The organism is Streptococcus jiangnanensis, assembly GCF_040888325.1.
GTDB classification, from domain to species: domain Bacteria; phylum Bacillota; class Bacilli; order Lactobacillales; family Streptococcaceae; genus Streptococcus; species Streptococcus jiangnanensis.
In genome coordinates this window covers 380111-406792 of record NZ_JBFNFF010000001.1, presented here as the reverse complement: position 1 = coordinate 406792, position 26682 = coordinate 380111, and the positions used below count along the sequence as shown (strand labels likewise).

30 protein-coding genes and 1 riboswitch are annotated in these 26682 nt (G+C 42.7%); of the genes, 10 read left to right on the top strand and 20 right to left on the bottom strand.

The genetic code is table 11. The features are described from left to right. The first annotated feature begins 19 nt into the window (after positions 1 to 19). From AB2B49_RS01825 to nusB, 6 genes are all read left to right on the top strand, one after another. Complete coding sequence (locus AB2B49_RS01825) at positions 20 to 415, top strand: hypothetical protein (RefSeq protein WP_001031998.1); 396 nt, start codon at positions 20 to 22, stop codon at positions 413 to 415. 99 nt (positions 416 to 514) lie between these two features. After that, positions 515 to 1471, top strand: coding sequence for a zinc-ribbon domain-containing transport protein (locus AB2B49_RS01820; protein WP_049504803.1), 957 nt, complete (start codon positions 515 to 517; stop codon positions 1469 to 1471). Between the two features lie 8 nt (positions 1472 to 1479). Continuing rightward, the gene (locus tag AB2B49_RS01815; protein ID WP_049504805.1) at positions 1480 to 2607 is read left to right on the top strand and encodes an SPFH domain-containing protein; all 1128 of its coding nucleotides are present in this window, start codon (positions 1480 to 1482) and stop codon (positions 2605 to 2607) included. Positions 2608 to 2688: 81 nt separating this feature from the next. Beyond that, on the top strand, positions 2689 to 3249 hold the full coding sequence (gene efp / locus AB2B49_RS01810; RefSeq protein ID WP_000568640.1) for an elongation factor P: 561 nt from the start codon (positions 2689 to 2691) through the stop codon (positions 3247 to 3249). A 21-nt stretch (positions 3250 to 3270) separates the two neighbouring features. Beyond that, positions 3271 to 3660 carry an Asp23/Gls24 family envelope stress response protein gene (locus AB2B49_RS01805; RefSeq protein ID WP_000510584.1) on the top strand — a complete coding sequence of 130 codons (390 nt, stop codon included), beginning with the start codon at positions 3271 to 3273 and terminating at the stop codon, positions 3658 to 3660. Further along, a complete protein-coding gene (gene nusB / locus AB2B49_RS01800) occupies positions 3653 to 4075 on the top strand; it encodes a transcription antitermination factor NusB (protein ID WP_000203659.1) in 423 nt (140 codons plus the stop codon). Before AB2B49_RS01805 ends, nusB begins: the two co-directional genes overlap by 8 nt. A gap of 46 nt (positions 4076 to 4121) precedes the next feature. Here the strand turns inward: nusB and AB2B49_RS01795 are convergent, their stop codons facing one another. From AB2B49_RS01795 to AB2B49_RS01730, 14 genes are all read right to left on the bottom strand, one after another. Further along, a complete protein-coding gene (locus AB2B49_RS01795; RefSeq protein ID WP_320691876.1) occupies positions 4122 to 4823 on the bottom strand; it encodes a CPBP family intramembrane glutamic endopeptidase in 702 nt (233 codons plus the stop codon). A 146-nt stretch (positions 4824 to 4969) separates the two neighbouring features. After that, the gene (locus AB2B49_RS01790) at positions 4970 to 5737 is read right to left on the bottom strand and encodes an acetyl-CoA carboxylase carboxyl transferase subunit alpha (RefSeq protein WP_320691875.1); all 768 of its coding nucleotides are present in this window, start codon (positions 5735 to 5737) and stop codon (positions 4970 to 4972) included. Then, positions 5734 to 6600, bottom strand: coding sequence for an acetyl-CoA carboxylase, carboxyltransferase subunit beta (accD, locus tag AB2B49_RS01785; RefSeq protein WP_042767937.1), 867 nt, complete (start codon positions 6598 to 6600; stop codon positions 5734 to 5736). The genes AB2B49_RS01790 and accD overlap by 4 nt, the downstream gene beginning before the upstream one ends. A gap of 35 nt (positions 6601 to 6635) precedes the next feature. Next, positions 6636 to 8003, bottom strand: coding sequence for an acetyl-CoA carboxylase biotin carboxylase subunit (gene accC / locus AB2B49_RS01780; protein ID WP_009729831.1), 1368 nt, complete (start codon positions 8001 to 8003; stop codon positions 6636 to 6638). An 11-nt stretch (positions 8004 to 8014) separates the two neighbouring features. Further along, the gene (fabZ, locus tag AB2B49_RS01775; protein ID WP_000565515.1) at positions 8015 to 8437 is read right to left on the bottom strand and encodes a 3-hydroxyacyl-ACP dehydratase FabZ; all 423 of its coding nucleotides are present in this window, start codon (positions 8435 to 8437) and stop codon (positions 8015 to 8017) included. After that, the gene (gene accB, locus AB2B49_RS01770; RefSeq protein WP_071851552.1) at positions 8434 to 8922 is read right to left on the bottom strand and encodes an acetyl-CoA carboxylase biotin carboxyl carrier protein; all 489 of its coding nucleotides are present in this window, start codon (positions 8920 to 8922) and stop codon (positions 8434 to 8436) included. The genes fabZ and accB overlap by 4 nt, the downstream gene beginning before the upstream one ends. A 2-nt stretch (positions 8923 to 8924) precedes the next feature. Beyond that, positions 8925 to 10160 carry a beta-ketoacyl-ACP synthase II gene (gene fabF / locus AB2B49_RS01765; protein ID WP_076984336.1) on the bottom strand — a complete coding sequence of 412 codons (1236 nt, stop codon included), beginning with the start codon at positions 10158 to 10160 and terminating at the stop codon, positions 8925 to 8927. Positions 10161 to 10188: 28 nt separating this feature from the next. Then, positions 10189 to 10920, bottom strand: a complete 732-nt coding sequence (gene fabG, locus AB2B49_RS01760) for a 3-oxoacyl-[acyl-carrier-protein] reductase (RefSeq protein WP_320691874.1) — start codon at positions 10918 to 10920, stop codon at positions 10189 to 10191. Positions 10921 to 10965: 45 nt separating this feature from the next. Continuing rightward, positions 10966 to 11886: an ACP S-malonyltransferase gene (gene fabD, locus AB2B49_RS01755; protein WP_320691873.1), complete on the bottom strand. Its 921-nt coding sequence runs from the start codon at positions 11884 to 11886 to the stop codon at positions 10966 to 10968. Beyond that, entirely contained in the window at positions 11879 to 12853 is a 975-nt protein-coding gene (gene fabK, locus AB2B49_RS01750; RefSeq protein WP_320691872.1) for an enoyl-[acyl-carrier-protein] reductase FabK, read from the bottom strand. Before fabK ends, fabD begins: the two co-directional genes overlap by 8 nt. 117 nt (positions 12854 to 12970) lie before the next feature. Beyond that, entirely contained in the window at positions 12971 to 13195 is a 225-nt protein-coding gene (locus AB2B49_RS01745; protein ID WP_000257840.1) for an acyl carrier protein, read from the bottom strand. Positions 13196 to 13252: 57 nt separating this feature from the next. Continuing rightward, entirely contained in the window at positions 13253 to 14227 is a 975-nt protein-coding gene (locus tag AB2B49_RS01740) for a beta-ketoacyl-ACP synthase III (protein WP_320691871.1), read from the bottom strand. Beyond that, positions 14227 to 14661: a fatty acid biosynthesis transcriptional regulator FabT gene (gene fabT / locus AB2B49_RS01735; RefSeq protein ID WP_320691870.1), complete on the bottom strand. Its 435-nt coding sequence runs from the start codon at positions 14659 to 14661 to the stop codon at positions 14227 to 14229. Before fabT ends, AB2B49_RS01740 begins: the two co-directional genes overlap by 1 nt. A gap of 89 nt (positions 14662 to 14750) precedes the next feature. Next, positions 14751 to 15536 (bottom strand): enoyl-CoA hydratase, encoded by a 786-nt coding sequence (locus tag AB2B49_RS01730; RefSeq protein ID WP_320691869.1) that lies wholly within the window; start codon positions 15534 to 15536, stop codon positions 14751 to 14753. A gap of 282 nt (positions 15537 to 15818) precedes the next feature. Here AB2B49_RS01730 and AB2B49_RS01725 point away from each other — a divergent pair, with 282 nt between their 5' ends. The 3 genes from AB2B49_RS01725 (at position 15819) to serS (ending at position 19045) form a co-directional block, all read left to right on the top strand. Further along, positions 15819 to 17183 (top strand): aspartate kinase, encoded by a 1365-nt coding sequence (locus AB2B49_RS01725; RefSeq protein ID WP_000869633.1) that lies wholly within the window; start codon positions 15819 to 15821, stop codon positions 17181 to 17183. Between the two features lie 2 nt (positions 17184 to 17185). Continuing rightward, positions 17186 to 17557 carry a DUF956 family protein gene (locus AB2B49_RS01720; RefSeq protein WP_049504829.1) on the top strand — a complete coding sequence of 124 codons (372 nt, stop codon included), beginning with the start codon at positions 17186 to 17188 and terminating at the stop codon, positions 17555 to 17557. Positions 17558 to 17770: 213 nt separating this feature from the next. Continuing rightward, complete coding sequence (gene serS / locus AB2B49_RS01715) at positions 17771 to 19045, top strand: serine--tRNA ligase (protein ID WP_049504830.1); 1275 nt, start codon at positions 17771 to 17773, stop codon at positions 19043 to 19045. A gap of 23 nt (positions 19046 to 19068) precedes the next feature. Here serS and AB2B49_RS01710 read toward each other — a convergent pair whose 3' ends face one another. The 6 genes from AB2B49_RS01710 to zapA all read right to left on the bottom strand — a co-directional run bounded on the left by AB2B49_RS01710 (position 19069) and on the right by zapA (position 25711). Then, positions 19069 to 19968, bottom strand: coding sequence for a TDT family transporter (locus AB2B49_RS01710; protein WP_000735934.1), 900 nt, complete (start codon positions 19966 to 19968; stop codon positions 19069 to 19071). Positions 19969 to 20078: 110 nt separating this feature from the next. Next, entirely contained in the window at positions 20079 to 20627 is a 549-nt protein-coding gene (locus tag AB2B49_RS01705; protein ID WP_000206775.1) for a carboxymuconolactone decarboxylase family protein, read from the bottom strand. A gap of 130 nt (positions 20628 to 20757) precedes the next feature. Further along, a complete protein-coding gene (locus tag AB2B49_RS01700) occupies positions 20758 to 22080 on the bottom strand; it encodes an alanine/glycine:cation symporter family protein (RefSeq protein WP_206285513.1) in 1323 nt (440 codons plus the stop codon). Between the two features lie 89 nt (positions 22081 to 22169). Next, a riboswitch (glycine riboswitch) is annotated at positions 22170 to 22258 on the bottom strand. 168 nt (positions 22259 to 22426) lie between these two features. After that, a complete protein-coding gene (locus AB2B49_RS01695) occupies positions 22427 to 24763 on the bottom strand; it encodes an endonuclease MutS2 (protein WP_049504834.1) in 2337 nt (778 codons plus the stop codon). Between the two features lie 100 nt (positions 24764 to 24863). Then, positions 24864 to 25412, bottom strand: a complete 549-nt coding sequence (locus tag AB2B49_RS01690) for a CvpA family protein (protein WP_000623539.1) — start codon at positions 25410 to 25412, stop codon at positions 24864 to 24866. Further along, a complete protein-coding gene (gene zapA, locus AB2B49_RS01685) occupies positions 25409 to 25711 on the bottom strand; it encodes a cell division protein ZapA (protein ID WP_000002028.1) in 303 nt (100 codons plus the stop codon). Before zapA ends, AB2B49_RS01690 begins: the two co-directional genes overlap by 4 nt. 86 nt (positions 25712 to 25797) lie before the next feature. On the opposite strand from zapA, the gene rnhC reads away from it, so the two are divergent. After that, entirely contained in the window at positions 25798 to 26679 is an 882-nt protein-coding gene (rnhC, locus tag AB2B49_RS01680) for a ribonuclease HIII (protein ID WP_049504837.1), read from the top strand. Positions 26680 to 26682: the final 3 nt, after the last annotated feature.

Here is a 26682-nt window from a genome sequence, read left to right as displayed (position 1 = left end):
AATGAGACAAGGAGAATAAATGAACAAATTTTTACGATTGCTATTTGTCTTAGTCATCATCGCTATGTTAGGCGCTTCTATACTACAAATTTTCTTTCCATCGTACATGGGAAGCCACTCCGGGTACGGAATATCTGCTGGTTGGCAACGAGAAATTGGAATATGGAATTTAGCTGTATTGATTATTATTCTCGCTATCAATATTAAATACGATTGGTTCTATCTACGAATCGCACTTCTTGCTCTCATTATTGGCGGAATTGGAATAGGAACAAATCACTTACTCAATTATATGGAGTATCACTCTCCTGTAAATGCTATCGGTGCTTTTGAAAATTACTTGCTAGCAATAGGATGGATTGTGGGATGGCTCATCGAACGCCATTCCATAAAGAAGCTAAATGCTAGTAAATAACGCCTAGTATATCTTAGATGATTTTTAAAGGTTATTAAATAGTTTAATAATCATTCGAATTCAGAATTCTACCTTTTCAATCATATAGTTAGGAGACACATGAAAAAGTTTTATGCTCTTTTAATGACCTGTTTATTACTTGTTTTTCTATCCGTGCCTCAAATCGTTGATGCAGGTGTCGGACATTCCAGAAGTGGAGGGAGCAGCCGCAGTAGCTCCAGAAGTAGCAGCCACTCAAGTGGAGGTGGAAGTCGTTCTGGTGGCTCATCCTACCACTACTACCGCTCTGGATACGGATCATCCTCTGACAGTTCTACTAGCTCTCCCTATCTAGGATTTATGTTCATATTAGTAGGAGGAATCATACTAGTTGTTATCGTCAAATCCTTGCAGAATAAGTCTGGAGATTCGAGTTCAACCTACACTAGTAATGATTATCAAACGCTCCATCGTCGAGTTGAACACAACACACTGGCCATTAGTCGTGTTAAAAATGGGGATCCAAACTTCGACGCTGAGGCCTTCACATCTTGGGTTAAGGAAGTCTACCTTAAATTGCAGGTTGCCTGGACTGAAAAAAATTGGAACTCTGTCCGCGCTTTGGAAAGTACCAGTCTCTACTCTCAACATAGCACCCAACTCGAAGACCATATTCGAGCTAAAACAACCAATGTTTTAGAGAAAGTTTGTATCGAAAATGTTCGCATCAAGGAGTTCATTGAAAATCCTGACGGAAACGACACCTTAGTGGTGATCCTGTCATCTACCTTGCGGGACTATGTCATTGACGATGAGACTCGCCGTGTCCTTGAAGGAGACCCTAAAAAAGATCTCTTCACCGTGTATCAATTGAACTTTATCCGTCAACACGGTAGCCAAACGCAAGCAGTCAATCCAGACGAAGTTGTGAGCGACCACTGTCCAAACTGTGGCGCACCATTGAAAATCTCCGCAGTTAGTGAGTGCGACTACTGTGGTGCCAATCTCTCTCGCAGTCCAAACCAATGGGTACTGGATACCTATGATGTTGTGGATGAAGACGAGCTTTATAATTAGGAGGAATTATGGGATTTATACGTGCAGCCTTATCAGCAGGCTTAAATAGTTTTAATGATAGTAAATTCAAGGAAGCCATTGTCCTTCCAGATAATGTCTCTGGCGACGCTTTGGCCGTCAAGGGTCAATTACTCACAAAAGACCCAGATGGACGTTCTCGTCACAGCAATCAAAATACTGGACTTTTGTCAGATGGCAGTGTGGTTATCGTTCCTCAAGGTTATACCGCTGTTTTGGTAAACAACGGTACCTTCCTTGGTGAAGTCCTCGAAGCTGGTAGCCACGAATGGCAAGCTGGTGATAACGCCTGGCTCCTTGAAAAAGGTGGTTTAAAAGGCACTTGGGAAAACTTTAAAAACCGTTTCTCTTTTGGTGGACAAGTCATCACCCAACAGGAAATTATCTTTATCCGCATGCAACCCATTTCAGGTAATAAGTTCGGCACACAAAATGCGGTCGAATACTTCAGCGAACGTTACCAACAACTGCTTAACATCCGTTTCTATGGCTTGTTTGATGTAAAAATAGCAGATCCAGTCCTCTTCTACGTGAGTTCTGTTAGCCGTCAAATTACTGACGGACAGCCATTTACTCTCCAAGATGTAGCTCAAGGAACGCTCCGTCAAAATATCGCACCGAAAATCGCGATTGCCATTGCCAAATATACCAACGAAAACAAGGTTGATATCTATAGCCTCAATGCCAACCAAGACACCTTTAACGAACTCGCTAAACAAGAGGTCAACAAGGTTTGGACAGGTCTCTACGGGATTGAAGCAACTAACATCTTGCTTGAAGACCTCAGCTACGACCAAGAAAGTCTTGATATCGTTCGTAAGCTTGATAGTGAGCTCGTTGCAATGAAGTACAACACGATTGAAATCGAAGAACGCCGTGCTCGCAACGAAGCGCTTATTGCTGCAGCTTCCAACGAAGGAAATGGCAATGGGATGAACATGTTTATGGGCATGAATCTTGGCCAAACTCTCGGTGGTCAACTAAGTCAACAAGTCCAAAATCAAGCACCGGCTCAAAATGCTGGGCAAGCTACTAGCAAGAATTTTTATATCGAAGTCGATGGAAAATACGTCCTCGTTACCAAAGACGAAGATGGAAATATCGTACCAGTCAACTAATTAAGCTCCTTTTGACATTTGAGTAATGTTGTCTTTTATGGTACAATAAAGAGTAAATTATTTTATTAAAGAGGTAAAAACATGATTGAAGCAAGTAAATTAAAGGCTGGTATGACCTTTGAAACAGCTGACGGAAAATTGATCCGCGTTTTGGAAGCTAGCCACCACAAACCAGGTAAAGGAAACACAATCATGCGTATGAAATTGCGTGATGTCCGTACTGGTTCTACATTTGACACAAGCTACCGTCCAGAGGAAAAATTTGAACAAGCTATCATCGAGACTGTCCCAGCTCAATACTTATACAAAATGGATGACACAGCCTACTTCATGAATACAGAAACTTACGACCAATACGAAATCCCTGTAGTCAACGTTGAAAACGAATTGCTTTACATCCTTGAAAACTCTGATGTGAAGATCCAATTCTACGGAACTGAAGTGATTGGTGTTACCGTTCCTACTACTGTCGAATTGACAGTTGCAGAAACTCAACCATCTATCAAAGGTGCTACTGTTACAGGTTCTGGTAAACCAGCAACGATGGAAACTGGACTTGTCGTAAACGTTCCAGACTTCATCGAAGCAGGACAAAAACTCGTTATCAACACTGCAGAAGGAACTTACGTTTCTCGTGCCTAATCTCTAGAAAGAGGTCATTCTATGGGAATTGAAGAACAACTTGGCGAAATCGTTATCGCCCCACGTGTACTTGAAAAAATCATTGCTATTGCTACTGCAAAAGTAGAGGGTGTTCACTCTTTTTCAAACAAATCAGTATCTGACACCCTTTCAAAACTTTCTCTTGGCCGTGGTGTTTATCTTAAAAACGTGGACGAAGAGCTCACAGCTGATATCTATCTCTACCTTGAGTACGGAGTAAAAGTTCCTAAGGTAGCGGTTGCTATCCAGAAAGCTGTCAAAGATGCCGTTCGTAATATGGCTGATGTAGAACTCGCTGCTATCAATATTCACGTTGCAGGTATCGTTCCAGATAAAACACCAAAACCAGAATTGAAAGATCTATTTGACGAGGACTTCCTCAATGACTAGTCCACTATTAGAATCTAGACGCCAACTCCGTAAATGCGCTTTTCAAGCTCTCATGAGTCTTGAATTCGGTACGGATGTCGAAACTGCTTGTCGTTTCGCCTATACTCATGATCGTGAAGATACGGATGTGCAACTTCCAGCCTTTTTGACAGAGCTAGTTTCTGGTGTTCAGGCTAAAAAGGAAGAACTAGACAAGCAAATCACACAGCATTTAAAAGCAGGTTGGACCATCGAGCGTTTAACACTCGTGGAGAGAAACCTCCTTCGCTTGGGAGTCTTTGAAATCACTTCATTTGACACCCCTCAGTTGGTTGCTGTTAACGAAGCTATCGAGCTTGCAAAGGACTTCTCAGATCAAAAATCTGCCCGTTTTATCAACGGACTGCTCAGCCAGTTTGTAACAGAAGAACAGTAAATAGAAAAAGTGTTTGACAGCTATCAAACACTTTTTTCTTTACCTCCTATCTAAAAATCAAATAATAAATATAAAATAAGATCGATGGAGCATAGGGAATAATATTATAGAAACTATGACAAACAATGGTAAATCGAAGACTACCCGTAACTCGATAAGCGACTGAAAATAGAAGACCAAGAATACTATAAATGATGAGACTGATGGGATCGCGATGGGATAGAACTAAGTGACTGAGACCAAAGATAAAAGAAGACAAGATCACATCCAAATAAAATTCCGACTTCGGAAAGAAGGTATTCATAAAATAACCCCTATAGATTGTCTCCTCAACAACAGGTACAATCGAAATGTTAAAGATTAAAAATATAAGACTTGATAGAGTCGTTTCTCTTCCGTTTGAGTAAAGTTCTGAAAGAAGATCTTGGAAAATAAAGCTATTGTCAATCAATCGAATATTCTGCATTCTAAATCCATTTAGAAAAGAATAGATAAGAAAGCAAGCCACTAAGAAAGCGAGATAAGACCAGCGCCAACCCTTTTTCTCGAAGATAAAGAGCATCTTTTTCTTTTTCAACCACAAAACGAATAAAAAGAAAATAAGTAACACTTCTCCAACTAGGAAGATTATATAGCTGTCCATTCCTAAACCAAAGGTCCTAGCTAGAGTTATAGCCCCTAATGGCGTTAAATAAATATACAGGAACATTAAAATCATACAGATTCCTAAATGTATTGTCTTTTTCATTCTTTCTCTCCTAATGGTAAAGTCTCTATTAGGGCTATATAGAGGATAGACTATTGATTATTTTCTTATTTATCTAGAGTATTGATGTTTATCCATGCTCTATTATCAAAATAGCTAGAACAATTTGTTCTAGCTTTTAAATTTTCTTAGTATTTTCTAAAGCGTTGGTAACGTTCTTCGATAAGTTGGTCGAGTGGTAGTTCTTGCAACCTATCTAGTTCTGCACGCAATTCATTTTTAACGCAACCTAGCAGTTCCTTACTGGAGAGACCTGCTTCTGAGATTACCTTGTCTACGATTCCCATTTCTAGAAGTTCGTGTGAAGTGATTTTCATCAACTCCGCTGCTTCCATAGCACGACTTCCATCCTTCCAAAGGATAGAGGCAAATCCTTCCGGGCTAAGTACTGCGTAGATTGAGTTTTCTAACATCCAGACACGGTTAGCTACGGCTAGAGCTAGAGCACCACCAGATCCTCCTTCACCGATAATAATCGCGATGATTGGAACCTTGAGGTCACTCATTTCCATCAGGTTTCGGGCGATTGCTTCACCTTGTCCACGTTCCTCGGCTCCAACACCTGGGTAAGCACCCGCCGTATTGATAAAGGTCACAACTGGACGACCAAATTTTTCTGCCTGTTTCATCAAGCGAAGAGCCTTACGATAGCCTTCTGGATGAGGTTGCCCGAAATTTCGTTTGATGTTATCATGAAGACTTTTTCCCTTTTGGATACCAAGGACAGTTACTGCCTGTTCACCTAACCAGCCAATCCCACCAATGACCGCACCATCATCACGAAAAGAGCGATCTCCATGTAATTCGATAAACTCGTCAAAAATTCCATTGGCAAAATCAAGTGCGGTCAAACGACTCTGCTCGCGTGCCTCTCTGACTATTTTTGCAATATTCATCCGCGACTTCCTCCATGCAATCTCACTAATTTAGCAATTGTTTCTGGTAGTTCTCTCCGTTTGACAATTGCATCAACAAATCCATGTTCCAGCAAAAATTCTGCCTTTTGGAAGTCATCCGGCAAGGTCTCTCGAACTGTATTTTCGATAACACGACGCCCAGCAAAACCAACCAAACTCTGTGGCTCCGCTAGGATGATATCACCTTCCATAGCAAAAGAAGCGGTCACCCCACCGGTTGTCGGATCGGTTAAAATAGTTAGGTAAAAAAGTCCGGCCTTGGAATGACGTTGAACTGCCGCAGAAATCTTAGCCATCTGCATCAAGCTCATGATTCCTTCTTGCATACGGGCTCCACCAGAAGCTGTGAAAAGTACGACTGGCAAGTTTTCTACCGTTGCATACTCAAACAAGCGCGTGATTTTTTCACCCACAACGGTTCCCATAGAAGCCATGATAAAGTTTGAATCCATGATCCCAAGGGCAACATTTTGTCCCTTGATGCTAGCTGTACCAGTCAGTACTGCTTCATCCAAACCTGTCTTTTCACGCATACTAGCCAGTTTTTTCTGGTAGCCAGGAAAGTTTAATGGATCTTGAGTTTCAATACCCGTAAACATCTCCACAAAGCTACCAGAATCAATCGTCAAATCCAAGCGTTCCTGAGCTGAAATACGGAAAGTATAGCTACAATGGGGACAAATTCGTTCGCTCCCAAGATCCTTTTGGTAAATGGTGTGTTTACAACCAGGACACTGGGAGAAGAGTTCATCCGGAACCTCAGGCTTGGCTTGTGGTTTCTGCCTTACGGAACGGTTAGGATTGATCCGAATATACTTATCCTTTTTACTAAATAGAGCCATAACTCCCCCTTTTAGTTCTCATACTGTTTGAAAGTCTATTCTTTTTCTTGGTATTTTGGCAAGAAAGTTTCCATCAAGAAGGAAGTATCGTAATCACCAGCGATAACTCGGCGGTCTGAAATCAGATCCAACTGGAAGTCTGCATTGGTTTGCACTCCTTCAATATCAAGTTCATAAAGTGCCCGTTGCATCTTCATTAAGGCATCAAAACGATTCTCCCCATGAACAATGATTTTGGCAATCATACTATCATAGTAAGGAGGAATGGTATAACCTGGATAAACCGCTGAGTCCACGCGCAAGCCAACTCCACCACTTGGTAGATAGAGATTGGTAATTTTACCTGGGCTTGGGGCAAAGTTAAATGCTGGATTTTCTGCATTGATCCGGCACTCGATAGCATGACCTCGTAGGACAATATCTTCTTGTTTGAAAGGTAAAGGTTGCCCGGCAGCAATGCGAATCTGTTCCTTCACGATATCAACACCTGAAACAAACTCTGTGACTGGGTGTTCAACTTGCACACGAGTATTCATTTCCATGAAGTAGAAATTACCACTGGCTTCATCGAGCAGAAATTCAATCGTCCCTGCATTTTCATAGCCTACAGACTCTGCTGCACGAACGGCTGCAGCACCAATTTCATGACGAAGGGTTTTACCAATCGCAATAGATGGGCTTTCTTCTAAGACCTTTTGGTTATTCCGTTGGAGTGAACAATCCCGTTCACCAAGATGGACAACATGACCCTCTTGATCTGCAAGAATCTGAACTTCGATATGACGAGCAGGATAAATCACACGCTCAAGATACATTGCGCCATTTCCAAAGTTGGCCTTGGCTTCACTGGATGCTGTCTCAAAGGCTGCGACCAAGTCTTCTGCCTTTTCAACCTTACGAATCCCTTTTCCACCACCACCTGCAGATGCCTTAAGCATGACTGGGTAGCCAATTTTTTCTGCAACCGCAAGTGCCTCTTCAGCCGTGTGAACTTCACCATCAGATCCTGGGATAACTGGAACTCCAGCCTTGATCATTTGCTCACGCGCATTGATCTTATCTCCCATGGTATCCATTACAGTCCCAGAAGGACCGATGAACTTAATCCCCACTTCATCACACATCGTGGCAAACTTGGAGTTTTCGCTAAGAAAACCAAAACCTGGGTGGATGGCTTCTGCTTCAGTCAAGACTGCAGCAGATAAAATAGCGTTTATATTGAGATAAGACTCTGTCGCCTTACCAGGTCCTATACAGATAGCTTCATCCGCTAGGAGTGTGTGAAGAGCTTCCTTATCAGCAGTTGAATAAACTGCTACGGTCGCAATGCCCAATTCACGCGCAGCTCGAATAATGCGAACCGCAATCTCACCACGGTTGGCAATCAAAATTTTACGAAACATGGAGAACCTCCTTAGTTTCCAATTGCAAAGGTAAGAGTACCACTCGCCGCAAGCTTGCCATCCACTTCAGCCTTTGCTTCAACCACAGCAATCGTACCACGACGTTTGACAAAAGTAGCCGTCATGACTAATTGATCACCTGGTACAACTTGCTTCTTAAACTTAACCTTGTCCATGCCAGCATAGAAGACCAGTTTCCCTTTATTTTCAGGCTTGGACAATTCCAAGACACCAGCAGTCTGTGCCAAGGCTTCCATGATAAGAACACCTGGCATAACTGGATATTGAGGAAAATGCCCATTGAAGAAAGGTTCGTTGATGGTCACATTTTTAATGGCAACAATGGTATCCTCGCTCACTTCCAAGACACGATCCACTAGGAGCATGGGGTAGCGATGGGGTAGAGCTTCTTTGATTCCTTGAATATCGATCATTTGATACGTACCAATCCTTTACCGAACTCAACCATTTCTTCATTTGAAACGAGAATTTCTGTCACCACACCATCCTTAGGTGCAGGAATTTCATTCATAACCTTCATGGCTTCGATAATCACCAAAGTCTGACCTTTTTTAACACTGTCTCCGACTGTGACAAAGGCAGGTTTATCTGGTCCAGCGGCCAGGTAAGCCACCCCTACAAGTGGACTTTCAACAACATCACCCTCTGGAGCAACCGTCGTTTTAGCTGGTGCTGGTGCTTCTTCTACTGGACTATCTACTGGAGTTGAAGGGGCAGAAACTACTGGACTTGCAGCTACTGCAGCTGGCGCTGGAACAACTTGAGTTGGTGCTTCAGAAGCCATTCTTGCTTCATTCTTACTGAACTGCAATTCGTCCGTTCCGTTTTTATAAGAAAATTCTCTCAAACTTGATTGGTCAAATTGAGCCATCAAGTCCTTGATCTCATTTAAATTCATAATTATTTATTCTCCCAACGTTTGAAAGCAAGAACCGCATTGTGTCCACCAAAACCAAAAGTGTTTGAAATAGCATAAGGGATTTCTTGCTCCAAGCCTTGTCCATAAACGACATTGGCTTCGATATAGTCTGATAACTCACTTGTTCCAGCTGTCATTGGTACATAGTTATGACGCATAGCTTCGATGGTAGCAATTGCTTCTACCGCTCCTGCAGCACCAAGTAAGTGTCCTGTAAAGGACTTGGTTGAAGATACAGGTACTTCTTTACCAAGAACAGCTACGATCGCACCACTTTCTCCTTTTTCATTTGCAGGAGTTGAAGTTCCGTGGGCATTGACGTAAGCCACTTGCGCTGGAGAAATTTCTGCTTCTTCCAAAGCCAACTTCATAGCCTTAATCGCACCTTGACCCTCTGGATGAGGTGAAGTCATATGGTAAGCATCACAGGTATTACCGTAGCCAACTACTTCAGCCAAGATAGTTGCGCCACGTTTTTCAGCATGTTCAAGACTTTCAAGAACCAACATCCCTGAACCTTCTCCCATCACAAAACCATTACGATCTTTGTCAAATGGGATAGAAGCACGAGTTGGATCCTCTGTAGTTGATAGGGCAGTCAATGCTTGGAAACCAGCGATAGCAAAAGGAGTGATAGATGATTCTGAACCACCAACTAACATGACATCTTGGAAACCAAACTTGATAGAGCGGAAGGCATCCCCAATGGCATCGTTTGATGAGGCACAGGCTGTATTGATTGATTTACAGATACCGTTTGCTCCGAAACGCATGGCAACATTTCCTGAAGCCATGTTTGGCAAAGCTTTTGGAAGTGTCATTGGTTTAACGCGTTTTGGACCTTTTTCATGAAGACGGATAACCTGATCTTCGATTTCTTTAATTCCCCCAATACCAGAAGCCACGATGACACCAAAGCGATCTTTATCAATTGCTTCTACATCAAGATTTGCATTTGTCACCGCTTCTTGAGCCGCATACAAGGCATACAAAGAATAGTTATCAAAACGATTGGTATCTTTTTTGACAAAGTATTTATCAAATGGGAAATCTTGGACCTCTGCTGCATTGTGCACAGCAAATTCGCTGTGGTCAAATTTAGTGATTTCTCCAATTCCAATTTTTCCAGTTTGCAAACTGTTCCAAAATTCTTCTGGAGTATTTCCGATAGGAGAGGTCAATCCGTAACCTGTTACTACAACTCGATTTAGTTTCATCTGTCTTACCTATATCTTTCCTTATTTTTTACATGCTAAGTCCGCCATCAACAGCGAGAACTTGTCCAGTCAAATAATCCTGTCCAGCCAGGAACACTGTAGCATCTGCGATATGTTCTGCTTGACCGAACTGTTTCATTGGGATTTGTGCCAATGTCGCTTCCTTGACCTTATCAGACAAAACAGCTGTCATATCTGACTCGATCATTCCTGGTGCAAGAGCATTTACGCGCACATTACGATTGGCAACTTCACGTGCTACTGACTTGGTAAACCCAATCAAACCCGCTTTAGAAGCCGCATAGTTGGCTTGTCCGATATTTCCCATCAAACCGACCACACTCGACATATTGATAATCGCACCTTCACGTGCCTTGATCATCTGTTTCAAGACTGCTTGCGTCATGTTGAAAGCACCTGTCAAGTTGATCTTAATCACTTTTTCAAAGTCTTCCTCGGTCATCTTAAGCATGAGGGTATCCTGAGTAATCCCAGCATTGTTGACCAAGACATCGACAGAACCGAATTCTGCAATCGCTTGATCTACCATACGCTTGGCATCTGCAAAGTCTGAAACATCACCTGAGATCGGTACTACTTTGACACCGTAGTTTGAAAACTCAGCCAGCAATTCTTCTGAGATTGCTCCACGACTATTCAAAACTACATTAGCGCCTAGTTGAGCAAATTTGTGAGCAATGGCAAGTCCGATACCACGACTTGAACCTGTTACAAAGACATTTTTGTTTGTAAGTTGCATTCTATTTCTCCTGTTTCCTGTTGTATTTTGTGGGAGAAGGGATCATTAGTTTCCTAACAAAGCATCCAAGCTTGCTTGGTCTTCAACGTTAGCTAGCTGAGCTGTTTTATCGATTTTTTTGACAAAGCCTGATAGGACCTTACCCGGACCAATTTCAATAAAGTTGGTTACCCCAGCATCCTGCATCACAGCAATACTTTCATAAAAACGAACAGGTTCTTTGACCTGACGCGTCAAAAGCTCTTGGATTCGATCTTTTTCCATAACAGCAGCTTCCGTATTGCCAACTAGTGGACAAGTAAAGTCAGAGAAACTCACTCCTTCAAGAGCTCCAGCTAGTTGCTGACTGGCTGGCTCAAGAAGAGCTGTATGGAAAGGACCAGATACATTTAAAGGAATCAATCGTTTTGCTCCTGCTTCCTGCAAGAGTTCAACTGCGCGGTCAACCGCAGCCACCTCACCACCGATAACGATTTGGCTTGGGGTGTTGTAGTTAGCTGGAGTCACTACTCCAACTTTAGAGGCTGTTTCACAAGCTTCCTCAATCACTTCAACTGGAGTATTAAGGACGGCAACCATCTTTCCAGAGCCTGCAGGTGCAGCCTCTTCCATATAAGCACCACGCTTAGCAACCAAGGCAACTGCCTCTTCGAAGTCCAAGGCACCACTTGCTACAAGAGCAGAATATTCCCCAAGAGACAATCCTGCTACCATATCCGGCTGATAACCCTTTTCTTTCAATAGTCGGTAAATAGCAACCGAAGTCGCTAAAATAGCTGGCTGCGTATAACGAGTCTGGTTTAGCTTGGTTTCTTCCTTATCAATCAAGTCACGTAGGTCATAACCCAAAATCTGACTGGCTTGGTCAATTGTTTCCTTGACGATAGGGTAGCGATCATAGAGATCTCGCCCCATTCCTAGATACTGAGCACCTTGACCTGCAAATAGAAAGGCTGTTTTAGTCATTTCTTACAACTCCTGCCCAACGAGAGGCTTCTTCTTGAATTTTTTTGGCTGCACCATAGTATAGATCTTTTAGGATTTCTTCGACAGTTTCCTCTTTAGAAACCAAACCAGCGATCTGACCTGCCATGACGGATCCACCTTCTACATCTCCATGAACAACGGCTTTAGCAAGAGCACCAGCTCCCATTTGTTCAAAGATTTCTAAATCTGGATCTTCTTGTTTAAAGGCATCCTTTTCAGCCTGTTCAAAGTCACGAGTCAACTGATTTTTAATGGCGCGAACAGCATGTCCAAAATGTTGAGCTGAAATAGTCGTATCGATATCACGCGCTTTTAAGATTTTTTCCTTGTATTTTGGATGAGCGTTAGATTCCTTAGCTACTACGAAACGCGTACCAACTTGAACAGCATCTGCACCAAGCATAAAGCCTGCAGCGACACCTTCACCGTCGGCAATTCCTCCAGCTGCGATAACCGGAATTGAAACAGCTGCAGCAACTTGGCGAACCAAGGTCATGGTTGTTAATTTACCAATATGTCCACCGGCTTCCATTCCCTCTGCAATAACTGCATCTGCACCAATTTTTTCCATGCGTTTTGCTAAAGCAACACTTGGAACAACAGGAATAACTGTAATTCCTGCATCATGGAAACGAGTCATGTATTTACTTGGATTTCCTGCACCAGTTGTAACCACCTTGACCCCTTCTTCAATCACGAGATCAACGATGTCTTCTACAAAAGGTGACAAGAGCATGATGTTGACACCAAAAGGTTTGTCCGTAAATGATTTGATTTTATCGATATTAGCCTTTACGACCTCTTTAGGTGCATTCCCACCACCGATGATCCCTAGACCACCAGCTTTTGATACTGCACCAGCCAAGTCGCCGTCTGCAACCCAGGCCATTCCTCCTTGAAAAATAGGATAATCAATGTTCAATAATTCTGTAATACGTGTTTTCATAGTGCCTCCATCATTCCTTGCTTACGTAATAGTTCGATGAGTTTATCATTTGAGTTTCAAACTATTACCTAAACAAGAGGGAGTGGGTTTCCCCAACTCCTTCTAGTAATATGTTAATTATTTTGTTTGCTCTTCAACGTAGGCAACCAAGTCACCAACTGTTTTCAAATTATCTTCTGCTTCGATTTGGATATCGAAAGCATCTTCGATTTCAGAGATTACTTGGAACAAGTCCAATGAATCTGCATCCAAATCATCAAAAGTAGATTCAAGTGTTACTTCTGATGCGTCTTTCCCAAGTTCTTCAACGATAATTTCTTGTACTTTTTCAAATACTGCCATGATAGGACTCCTTTAAAATATAAAAAATTTATAACTATGTGTTTACCACATGATTACCTAGATTGTAAGAATGAGTGTGCCCCATGTCAAACCTCCACCGAAGCCTGATAGGAGAATCGTCTGGCTACCATCTAAACGAATCATGCCATTCTCCACACACTCTGAGAGCAAAATCGGGATACTTGCTGCACTGGTATTCCCATACTCCATCATATTGGCTGGAAGTTTGTCTCGGTCAACACCGATCTTCTTAGCCATCTTATCCAAAATGCGGATATTTGCCTGATGAAGCAAGAGATAATCCAATTTCGATGCTGCGATTGGACCATTTTCAATGGTTTCTTTGATCGATCTAGCAACATCACGATTTGCAAAATCAAAAACTGCTCGTCCATCCATTTTCAAAAAAGCAGGAACTGCTTCTTGATCCGAGAAAGGAGAAGCCAAAGCCGTTTGACCATAGGTCAAACACTCGCTCCGAGAGCCATCCGTATAGAGACTTTCCACAAGGAAGTGACGTGTTTCGCTCGCTTCCAAGAGAACCCCACCAGCACCATCCCCAAAGAGAACAGCTGTCGAACGATCTGACCAATCAACTGCCTTGGATAAGGTTTCAGCCCCGATAACAATCCCTTTTTTGAACTGTCCAGCACTTAAAAACTTTTCTGCAGTTGAGAGAGCAAATACAAAGCCACTGCAAGCTGCTGTCAGATCAAAGGCGAAAGCTCTATGCGCTCCGATATTTGCCTGAACTCGAGCTGCTGTGGAAGGCATCATCGAGTCTGGGGTAATCGTCGCTACAATGATAAAATCAATCTGATCCGCTGTTAAGCTCCCTTTAGCCAACAAGCTCTTAGCTACTTGTGTCGCCAAATCACTTGTAGACTCTGTTTTTGAGATATGTCTCTGTTTAATTCCTGTCCGACTTGAAATCCACTCATCGCTTGTGTCCATGATTTGGGCTAAGTCATGATTAGTGACCACTTGCTCTGGAACATAATGAGCAACCTGGCTTATCTTTGCAAAAGCCATTATTTCAAATCCTCCAAAAATTGATAAAGATTGATTAATCCTCTCCCCATAACTTCTTTTTCCTCAGGGCTCATGCCATCGATGATTTTTTCGACCATAGCCTTGTGGAACCGTTTATGCAGGCGGTGAACCAAACGACCTTTCTTTGTCAAATGCAGATAGACCACTCGACGGTCTTGGTCAGAACGAATACGCTCAATATAACCTTTTCTCTCCAGGTTATTCAAACTCGTCGTCACTGTCCCAAGAGTTACCATCAGTTCTTTTGAAACCTTGCTTGGTGTTGCCTCCGGGAACTTCCCAATCACATCGATCGTGTGCATTTCTTTGATGGAGATGTCTTTGAATCGACTACCTCGTAAGCTAACCTCCTCGATCACAAGGACATTATTAAAAATAGATGTTAGATAATCATTTACTTGTTGGTAGTCCAAATCGTTTCCCTCCCTCTAAAAAACTTTCACAATCAAAGCATTTGATAAAAGAAGTATATCAAACTTCAAAAAATTGTGCAAGTATTTTTTTACATTCCTATAAATTTTGGTCTTCTTCTTTCAGAATGCGCTCGAACTCCTTCTTTAAAATCTTCAGTTAGAGATAACGATTCTTGTAGTTTCAATTCTAATTCAGCATAATTCTGCCAATCCTTAAATTGACTTTCCCAAACTAACTTTTTAATCGCTGCGTATGAGTTTGCTGAACCTCTTCTTAATTTTTTCAGAACTTGTTCTCTTGTTTTTTCTAATTTGTCAACTTCACAAACACGGTATACCACGCCCCATTCTAGCGCTTTTTCAGCAGTTAAGGCTTCACCTGTCATGGCAAGTTGTGCAGCTCGTGTTACCCCGATGCTACGACTCAAGAGATGAATCCCACCAGCGTCTGGCGCCAAGCCCACTCCGACAAAGGCTTGGATAAATTTTGCCTTGTCAGTCGCCAAACAAAAATCAACTGCTACCGCCATATTTGCTGCGGCACCAGCGACCGCTCCATCTACCTCCATCAAAATAGGTTTAGGAATTTGCTTGATTTTAAAAGAAATTGTATTGACTAATTCTGCAATCTTATTCAAAGATGGGATATCATCTTCGTCCACTGCGCGTTTCATCTCAACCAAGTCTCCTCCAACTGAAAAGACCTTCCCATTCGCATTAATCAAGATGAACTGCACAGCTTGATCCTGCTCCGCTAGAGTCAAAGCTTCTAAAATTTCCTCACACATTGGGATATGGAAACCATTTGCCACTTCGGGACGATTCAAAGTAATGATAGCAAGATCATCTACGATCTGATATAAGATATGATTCATAGCTTCTCCTTTTCTTTTATAAGGCAACAAAATTGTTTTATCATCAAAGTATACCTTTTTTTGGATAAAGAGGCAAGGAAAAACTAAAGGAAAGTGTCTCAGCTGATTATTAACCCATCATTTATGAGTCTGAGTAAAATTTGACACCCTTACTTTTAAACGGTTATCGCTTTTCAGAATAAGTTAGTGTTTTCTTCTATTATAATAGGAAGTTATTTTCTTCATTGAAAAATGCCCCTCTTTCTGCTATAATCGTATAAAATACTTACTTGAGGAGTCCTTATGAAGGTTGTAAAATTTGGTGGAAGCTCGCTTGCCTCTGCTGGTCAGTTAGAAAAAGTTTTAAATATCGTTAAAAGTGATAAAGAGCGCCGTTTTGTAGTCGTTTCTGCACCCGGGAAACGCAATGCTGAAGATACCAAGGTGACTGATGCCTTGATTAAATACTATCGCGACTATGTGGCTGGAAATGACATCAGTGCTAGCCAAAGCTGGATCATTGACCGTTATGCCGCTATGGTTAGTGAACTAGGGTTAAAACCTGCTGTTTTAGAAAAAATCTCTAAAAGTATTCGTGCCTTGGCAACTCTTCCTATAGAGGACAATGAATTTCTCTATGATACCTTCCTAGCGGCTGGAGAAAATAACAATGCCAAATTGATTGCAGCCTACTTTAACCAAAACGGTATCGATGCACGCTATGTTCACCCAAGAGAAGCTGGAATTGTTGTCACAAGTGAACCAGGAAACGCACGCATCATCCCATCTAGTTATGACAAGATTGAAGGCTTGGCTGATAGCAACGAAGTCCTTGTCATCCCTGGTTTCTTTGGTGTGACTAAAGAAAATCAAATCTGTACTTTTTCACGTGGAGGTTCAGATATCACAGGTTCTATCATTGCAGCAGGTGTTAAGGCTGATCTCTATGAGAACTTTACAGACGTAGATGGTATCTTTGCTGCCCATCCTGGTATTATCCACCAACCACACTCCATTCCTGAATTAACCTACCGTGAAATGCGTGAGTTGGCTTACGCTGGATTTTCAGTTCTTCATGACGAAGCCCTTCTTCCTGCCTACCGAGGAAAAATTCCTCTTGTCATCAAGAATACCAACAACCCTGACCACCCAGGAACACGCATTGTTTTAGAACACAGTAGTGATAAATTCCCAGTAGTAGGGATTGCAGGTGACTCAGGATTCGTCAGCATAAACATGTCTAAATACCTCATGAACCGCGAAGTCGGATTTGGTCGCAAGGTTCTGCAAATCCTTGAGGACCTCAATATCGGTTGGGAACACATGCCTACAGGTATCGACGATCTTTCAATCATCCTCCGATCCCGTGAATTAACTCCTATCAAAGAAGAAGAAATTCTACGTCAACTTGTTCAAAAAGCTGAAGTGGACCATGCTGAAATCGAACATGACCTCTCAATCATTATGATTGTCGGAGAAAAGATGAAGAGCCATATCGGGGTAACTGCTACTGCAACACGGGCTTTGTCTGAGAATAAAATCAACATCCAGATGATGTCCCAAGGTTCAAGTGAGGTTTCCATCATGTTTGTTGTCAATAAAGAGCAAGAAAAGGCCGCTATCAAGGCTCTCTACCATGCCTTTTTCGATGAAAGTAAGGAAGACTAATCATGGCCCAATCACTCAATCAAGTCATTGACCTCCAAACTACTGGGACATCTTACCTCTCTATCTCTGGAAAAGTTGGAAAATTTTTAGTTGGGGATCAAGCCTTAGAGTTTTATCCTGATGTCAATGTCGAACAATATATTCAAATCCCCTGGTCCAGCATTCAGCAAATCGGAGCCAACGTAAGTGGTCGCAAGATCAGCCGCCACTTTGAAGTCTTCACCGATCAAGGAAAATTCCTCTTTGCTTCAAAAGACTCTGGAGCTATCCTAAAAATCGCTCGGGAAAAATTAGGAAACGAAAAGGTTGTGAAACTTCCGACTCTACTCCAGACCATTGGAAAAAAACTTAAAAATCTATTTGCAAAAAAGTAGAAACTTTAGTATAATCATAGCAACGGATAAGTAGGTTATCTCCTTCTTTCAGAAAGTCTGCGGGTGCTGCGAGCAGATAGGAGGGATAGGTGAAATTCTACCGTTATTCACAATTAAATACAGAATCAAGTGCACACCTGTGAAGTTGGATGGAACCGTGGCCCTGCCACTCCAACACTTTGTCAGGTGTGCTTTTTTCATAAAGGAGTTCCTATGTTAGATATTAAACGTATTCGCACAGATTTTGATGCTGTCGCTGAAAAATTAGCTACACGTGGTGTAGATGCTGCTATCTTGAATGAGATGAAAAAAATCGATGCTAAACGTCGTGACATCTTGGTCAAGGTTGAAACTCTCAAAGCAGAACGTAACACTGTTTCTGCTGAGATTGCCCAAGCCAAGCGCAACAAGGAAAATGTCGATGACAAGATTGCTGCAATGCAAACCCTATCTGCTGAAGTCAAAGCCTTGGATGCTGAATTGGCAGACATCGATGCTAAATTGACAGAATTCACCACTACTCTTCCAAATATCCCTGCTGACAGTGTTCCTATCGGAGTGGATGAAGATGACAATGTGGAAGTTCGCCGTTGGGGTAGCCCACGCGAGTTTGACTTTGAACCAAAAGCTCACTGGGATCTTGGTGAAGACCTTGGTATCCTTGACTGGGAACGCGGTGGTAAGGTAACGGGCGCTCGCTTCCTCTTCTATAAAGGTCTTGGGGCTCGTTTGGAACGTGCTATCTACAACTTTATGTTGGATGAGCATGGTAAAGAGGGCTATACGGAAGTTATCACACCTTACATGGTTAACCATGATTCTATGTTTGGTACCGGAAATTATCCAAAATTTAAGGATGATACTTTTGAATTGAAAGACACTAGTTATGTCCTCATCCCTACAGCTGAAGTTCCTCTTACAAACTACTACCGTGATGAAATCCTTGACGGTAAAGACCTACCAATCTACTTTACCGCTATGAGTCCATCTTTCCGTTCTGAGGCTGGTTCAGCTGGTCGTGATACACGTGGCTTGATTCGTTTGCACCAATTCCACAAGGTTGAAATGGTCAAATTTGCCAAACCAGAAGAATCTTATGAAGAATTGGAAAAAATGACAGCCAACGCTGAAAATATTCTTCAAAAGCTCAACCTTCCATACCGTGTCGTTGCGCTCTCTACTGGAGACATGGGCTTCTCAGCTGCTAAGACTTATGACTTGGAAGTTTGGATTCCAGCCCAAAATACCTATCGTGAAATCTCAAGCTGTTCAAATACAGAAGATTTCCAAGCCCGTCGTGCCCAAATCCGTTACCGTGATGAAGCCGATGGCAAGGTTAAACTCCTTCACACCTTGAACGGTTCTGGACTTGCAGTTGGACGTACGGTTGCTGCTATTCTTGAGAACTATCAAAATGCAGATGGTTCTGTAACTATTCCAGAAGCACTTCGTCCATACATGGGTGGCGCTGAAGTTATCAAACCATAAAAATAAGGCCTAGCTATTTCTAGCTAGACCTTTTTTCGTAACCAAATCAGATAAGCACCCAAGACAAAGAATAAAATAGTGAGGCAAATAACGGTTTCAGCCAAGACCAGATAATCCAGAAATGGAAGTTTCAAAATTCCCTGAGCCATCTTGAGCGAAGTAGCTGTGATAATGGTTGGGAAGGTTAGGGCTGAGAAGGCTGGTTGAAATCCTTGTTTTAAAATATTGGGTAGGCGGGTTAAAACAAAGAAAAAGAAGGATTGAGATGCCAAAATCATGACAATCAAGAGCCAAGTCGGTAGGCTTGCTCCTCCAACTCGAACTAGAGAAGCCAAGAGTAGAGAAAAGGGAGCACAGTAGATTCCTTCCTGTCCAAGCAAGGCCACTGGGAGTGGATCTTTCTTTAAATCGCTATAAATAAGCGGATAGAGATAGAAGGTCAAGACAAAACCAAAACTCAAGGTCGCATAGGCAATCTCAATAATGCCTACCAGAGGATAGGTCAAGGCCGCTACTGCTATCCCCACATAGAGCACCGTCCAGCTTGGAGTCGCATTGACCCTCCGACCCGGACAGGTAAATTTGATGGTGAAAGTAGCAATCAACGCCAAATCCAAGAGAAAGGAAAACCACCAGATTCCTTGTGCTACTATAGGAAGAGCAGGGAATACGCGAAAGACATAGGTCGATAAAATCATCCCAGCCATGGGAAAGGTGGCCATCCCAGATAAAAGAGGGGGTCTGGTCAATTCTTGCTTGGTTTCTTCCCAATTAAAAAGATGAACAACAAGAAAGAAAATCCACAACACTAGACCAGTCAGACTCAATAAATGCGACAGAACAGGCAAAGTATCTGCAATCAGATTTCCTGCACCTGCTAAACCTAATAAACAGCCAGAGAATACTAAGGGGAGCTTTTTCATCCGAGCCTCCAATAATCATGTTATTATTAGTATAGCATAAAAGCGCTTAAAATAGCATAGAAAAATGAAGACTGGATTGCTCAGTCTTCATTTTTTCTTTCTGATTTGAACTAGGCATAAGGTTGCAATTCTGGATTAATTGGCGTATTGGCTAGGTTGTTTGCATAGTTACAAAGGCTAGCAAGACTAACACCGAGAACCACATCCAAGGCATTTTGTTGCGTGTAACCAGCTTGCAAAAATTCAGCCAAGGCTTCATCTCCTACACGCCCTTTGGTATTGATGACCGCCAAGGTAAACTTAGCTAGAGTATCTAGTTTTGGATCTGTTTCAATCGGAGTGCGGTTGCGAAGGGCTTGGAGAAGATCATCATTCATCTGGATTTGTTTGATTGAAAAGGCAGTATGTCCAGCCACGCAGAAAGCGCAACCATTGGTTACGGCTGCCGTGATTTGCACTACTTCACGCTCTACTGGTGTTAAGCTATTGCGACGGTTGATGGCTCCGACAGTTCGGTAGGCTTCAAGCGCGGTAGGAGCGTTAGCCAAGAGACCGATTAGGTTGGGAATATAGCCATTGTTATCTTTTTGTACTGTTTCAAGAACTTCTTTTACTTCTGCTGGTGCTGATTCTACTGTGTGGATGGTAAATGTTGTCATAAGAAACCTCTTTTCATTTTATTGTCATTTAGTCTATCATAGAATTTTCCACTTGGATAATATATATTTTCAATCGCCTTGATAGGAAATGTCTATGAAATGAAAAAATCACACTAAAAGTGTGATTGGGTTAGTATTTAAAATACTTTTTAGTCTCAGCAATGACGACTGGCGACAAGACCAAGAGGGCAATCAAGTTTGGCAGAGCCATCAAGGCGTTGACGATATCTGCGATAATCCAAACCATATCCAACTCGATAAATCCTCCCAACAAGACCATGACTACAAAGACTACACGGTAAAGCCAGATAAAACGAACACCAAAGAGAAACTCAAAACAGCGCTCTCCGTAGTAGTTCCATCCGAGGATCGTCGTAAAGGCAAAGAGCACAAGGAAGATGGTCAAAAGAGCAGGTCCAAAGTGTGAAAAAACTGTTGAAAAGGCTGACTGGGTCAAGGCAACTCCATTCAAATCACCACTCCAAACCCCAGTTACCAAGATTGTCAGACCTGTCAGAGTACAGATAATCAAAGTATCAATAAAGGTTCCTGTCATGGAAATCAAGCCTTGCTCGACAGGCTCATTAGTCTTAGCTGCAGCCGCTGCAATGGGAGCTGAACCAAGACCAGATTCGTTAGAAAAGACTCCTCGCGCCACACCATTCTGGATAGCCATCCGAATACTGGCACCTGCAAAACCACCTACCGCGGCTACTGGGCTAAAGGCTGAAGTAAAGATCAGTACAAGTGTGGCTGGGATTTTCTCGATATTAAAGAGAATAACTGTAAGAGTTCCTAAAATATAGACAATAGCCATAAAAGGAACCACTGCTGTCGAAACTTTTGATATGGATTTGAGGCCACCAAAGACGGCAATCCCTACAAAAACAGATAAAACGAGAGCTGTGATAGCTGGATTAATTTGAGCTGTATTTTGGATAGATTCTGTAATTGAATTGACTTGGGTAAAGGTACCAATCCCTAGAAGGGCTACCAATACACCCGCTAGGGCAAAGAAGATAGCAAGTGGACGCCACTTTTCTCCCATCCCCAAAAGGATGTAATGCATGGGTCCTCCAGCTACAGCTCCATTTGCATCCTTAGTACGGTATTTGATGGCCAGCAATCCTTCGGCATATTTGGTCGCCATCCCAAAGAAGGCCGCCATCCACATCCAAAAGAGGGCCCCTGGTCCTCCAACCTTAATGGCTGTCGCTACCCCGATGATATTTCCCGTACCAACTGTGGCTGCTAGAGCCGTACAGAGAGCAGCAAAGCTCGACACATCGCCGTGCCCCTTGTCCTTGGTAAAGATCAACTGAAAGGCCTTAGGGAGACGAGTAACCTGCAAAAGGCCCAGTCGGATGGTCAAATAGATACCCGTTCCGACCAATAAGATCAAGAGGGGAGGCCCCCAAGCAAAAGCATCAAGCGCTTTAAGCAATTCTAACATGTCCTTCTCCTATCTTTCAACCCCAAAAGAAAGAGTACATGCAAGATACATGTACTCTGGAATGCTTAGATAAATGCCAAAAAGCGGTCTATCCTAGCTCTGTCCTTTTACCTGAGAGTTTGAGCAGTTACCTGCCTTGCCCCTTCGGTGCCTTTACGGTCTCTCCAGAGTTCCGTCCATTTACAGTCATGGAAAACAAACCTTTCTCCACTTCTATTAAACTTCATTCGGTGTTGGTATTTTATTTTTTATTATTCTACAAGAAAAGTTAGTCTTTGTCAATATATTCTATGAAAATTTTTGACTTTTCACTTCTTTTTTCAGAAAGAGTGAATCCTTCTTCTCTCTATCCTTTAAAGGTTACAATGGTGGCACCACTGCCCCCAGCATTCTGTGTAGCATAGCCGAAACTCTTAACATGCTTGTTTCTTTGTAGGTATTTGGTGACGCCCTCACGGATGACTCCCGTTCCGATACCATGGATAATATCAACCTGAGCCATATTATTAAGCAGGGCTTGGTCGATAAAGGCATCCAGCTCATTCATAGCCTCTTCGTACCGTTTGCCTCGGAGATCCAGTCTGGCTTGTGGACCACGTCCAGATGTACGTTTGACGACATTGACTTGTTTTTTCTTGACTGGAGCTTCTTGCTGAGCCTGAACAAGGTCAAATTCTTTCTCTTCCAAGGTCATCTTGATCAAGCCAACTTGGGCTTCCCAGCGACCATCCTTAAGTTGATTGGTCAGGGTACCACGCTGACCATAACTGAGAACAATGATATCATCCCCAACCTTTGGAGCTCGCTTTTTCTTGGCCTTTTGAAGGACCTTGTTTTTAGACAAGTCGACTTTTTCAGGAGCTAGTTTTTTCAGTTTAGCCTTGGCTTCAATGATTTCGTGGGGTTTGAGTTGAGACTTGCTATGGAGATTTTTGAGAATCTGGTCACTTTCACTTAGAGCGAGTTCCACAATCTCGGCAGCTTGTTCACGCGCCTTGTTGAGCTCAGTTTCCTTTTCACGATTGAGCTCGTTATAGAGTTTTTTGAGTGCTCGGTTCATCTTGAGGTTTTCTTGCTCCACCTCACGAATATTGTCCAAGCGTTTGCGACTTTCAAGCGTTTGCTCTTCCAATTGCTCAATGATACGGTTGACATCATTATCTTGATTGACCTGCTGGCTGGCATCTCCTACGATGACATCTGACAAGCCCAGACGTTTGGCGATTTCAAAGGCATTGCTTCGACCAGGAACTCCCTGCATAAAGCGATAGGTCGGACGCAGACTAGCTGTGTCAAACTCCATGCTGGCATTTTGCACAAAGGCTGTCTCAATGCCATAAGCCTTGAGTTCTGGATAGTGGGTCGTCGCCATGGTCTTGACCTGACGTAGACGAAGATCCTCCAGAATAGCCATAGCAAGGGCGGCTCCCTCTTGAGGATCTGTACCAGCCCCCAACTCATCCAAGAGTAAGAGTGAATGTTGGTTGACCTTGCCAAGAATATCTACGATATTGGTCATGTGGCTGGAGAAGGTAGACAAACTTTGTTCAATAGACTGCTCATCCCCAATATCCGCGAAGATTTCCTCGAAAATAGCAATACGGCTTCCTTTATCAGCTAAAATGGGCAAACCAGATTGGGCCATGAGTTGAGTCAAGCCAAGGGTTTTGAGCATGATGGTCTTCCCACCCGTATTGGGACCTGTAATGACAATGGCTGTTAATTCCTTACCAAAGTGTACATCATTTGCGACAGCATTTTTGACCAAAGGATGGCGAACATGAAGGAGTTGAATCTCTTGGTTCTCTGAAAGTTGAGGAACAACCGCTTGCATTTCTTGAATAAAACGCACCTTGGCACGAATCAAGTCTAGATGGCCGATAATCCAAGCGTCATTAGCAATCTCTGCAGCATGAGGACGAACGCGTTCTGAGAGTTCCTGCAGGATGCGAATCATCTCATAGCGTTCGTCAGCTCGCAGACTAGCGATTTCTTCGCTCAGCTTGACCACCTCACGTGGCTCGATGTAGACCGTGTTTCCACTGGCAGAGATGTCATGGACAACACCTGCAATCTTATTGCGATAGGTGTTCTTTACTGGTAAAACTTGACGGCCATTTCTGCTAGCGATTATTCCTTCCGTCAACATCTGCGCTTTTTGCTTGAGCAAGTCTTGCAAGACATCTCGAACTTGACTCTCGCTATCATGGATTTTCCGACGGATGCGTGCTAGCTCTTCACTGGCGAAATTTTCGATAAATCCTGCATCATTTAGAGCTTGGAGACTTCCTTGCAAGTGTGGAAACTCATGCAGTTTTTCAAACCATCTCGCCAACTGTTCCAAGCGTACATTTTCAAGATTGGCATAAAAACTTTGCAACTCTCTGCTAGCAAGCAAGACCCGTTTGAGGAGCAGGAACTCCTCAATATTGAGGTCCGCTCCCATCTCCAGACGCTTACAAACCGCTGATATCTCACGCGTCGCTAGGATGGTAAAGTGAGGTTGCTCCACAAATAGAGCTTGCATTTCCTCCATCTCTGTAAAGGCTTGATTGATCTTATCCACCTTGGCAGTTGGAGCCAAGCCTTTTAGCTCCTCTAATCCTTGCTCAGTCAGGAGATGAGGTTCAAACAAGGCCTTGATTTTATTAAATTCTAAGGTTTCTAGTATTTTTGTATTCATATTTTTTCCTTGTATGCTGGTTTACAAGATTATAGCAACTAGAGGTTTTGACCTAGTCGTCCAATCTGTAAACAAAGGGCTAGGAAAAATCCCGCCCTTTTTATCCGATTAAATTTGTCACCCAAAGTTGTTTGATAAGGTTTGTCGTAAAAGGGACACTTTGGATGATATGTTTGGCTACTATACTTTTTTCGAGTGAATTTTGAATGACTGCCAGAGGCACTGTTGCAAGGATGGTCAAAGCCATTTGCAAGACAAATAAGGTTACCAATAGAGACAAAAGGCCTGATCCGATACGCAACCATTTGACATCAAGCTTTTTAGTTGGAATCAAGTGCAGGAACAAACCGATAAAACGTCCGATAGTGTAGCAAATCCCAAAAACTAAAAGGTAGGCTAGGCCCGCATAAAAGACCTTGTCTAGGTGAAACAGCTGGTCTGAAGGGAAGAAAAAGGTGCCCTGTCCTTCCTGAGGATTGGCATAAGGGACAAGCAAGTGAAAGTGGTCACCCAGTGATTTATAAAACTGTCCCGCAACAAAGGCTGAAATCACTGCCACGAGGAAATAATAAACTTGCAGGACCAAACCTCTACGGTAGCCGATGTAAAAGCCCCAAGCCAGAACCAATAAGAGTAGGATTGAAATCATAGGGAATCCTCAATCTTGCTCTGTTCTTGTTTGACAGCAATTAACTTGTGGCGGAGTTCTAACAACTCTTGCTCCTTGTCATCAAATTCAATTTCACGATTGAGCTGTGTAGACAGACAGTTGACCGCCAAAAGAAGCGCAATGGTCTCATCATCCGCCCCAGGCATTTGTTCTTTAATTGCTTGGTATTTTTCAGTCGCAACCTTGGCAATTTCCTCCATAAAGAGGTTGTCATGCTCGGTTGTCAAGGTTAATGTCTTTTTCCCGAATGTAAACTTATATCGATTTAGATTTGCCATAAAATTCACCTCACGATATTATACCAAATTTCGCTAACTTTGTCAGTTTTTACCAATTCTCCTACTTTTGTGGTACAATAGAGACTATGGCAAGTATCACACTCACACCAAGTGAACAGGAAATTCAGAGCTTTTTAAGTCAGTATCAGAAGGCTCTCAGTCCTAGTAAAAATCCCTATATCCGCTATTTTTTGCGCTTTCCTCAGGCAACGGTTTCCATCTATACTTCTGGAAAAGTCCTCCTGCAGGGCGAAGCTGCTGAGCAATACGCTAGTTTCTTTGGTTATCAAGTTCAACAAGAAAACAGTGGTCAAGATTTTCCTATGATTGGGACCGATGAGGTGGGAAATGGTTCCTACTTTGGTGGGTTGGCTGTCGTGGCTTCCTTCGTAACACCTGACCAGCATGACTTCTTGCGAAAACTGGGTGTGGGGGATTCTAAGACTCTGACAGACCAAAAGATTCGTCAGATTGCCCCAATCCTCAAGGAAAAAATCCAGCACCAAGCGCTCCTCCTTTCACCTAGCAAGTATAATGAAGTTATCGGTGAGCGTTACAATGCTGTTTCTGTAAAGGTTGCCCTTCACAATCAGGCTATCTTTCTTCTCCTTCAAAAAGGAGTCCAGCCAGAAAAAATCGTGATTGACGCTTTTACAAGTCCTAAAAACTATAACAAGTACTTGGCGCAAGAAGCTAACCGTTTTCCAAACAAAATTAGCTTAGAAGAAAAAGCCGAGGGAAAATACCTGGCTGTTGCAGTTAGCTCCATCATCGCTCGTGACCTCTTCCTCGAAAACTTGGAAAATCTTGGACGAGAACTAGGCTATCAACTGCCAAGCGGCGCTGGAACTGCATCTGATAAGGTTGCTAGCAAAATCCTTCAAGCCTATGGCATGAAAGGACTTCGTTTCTGTGCCAAACTGCATTTTAAAAACACTGAAAAAGCCAAAACACTTCTAGAAAGGTAAATT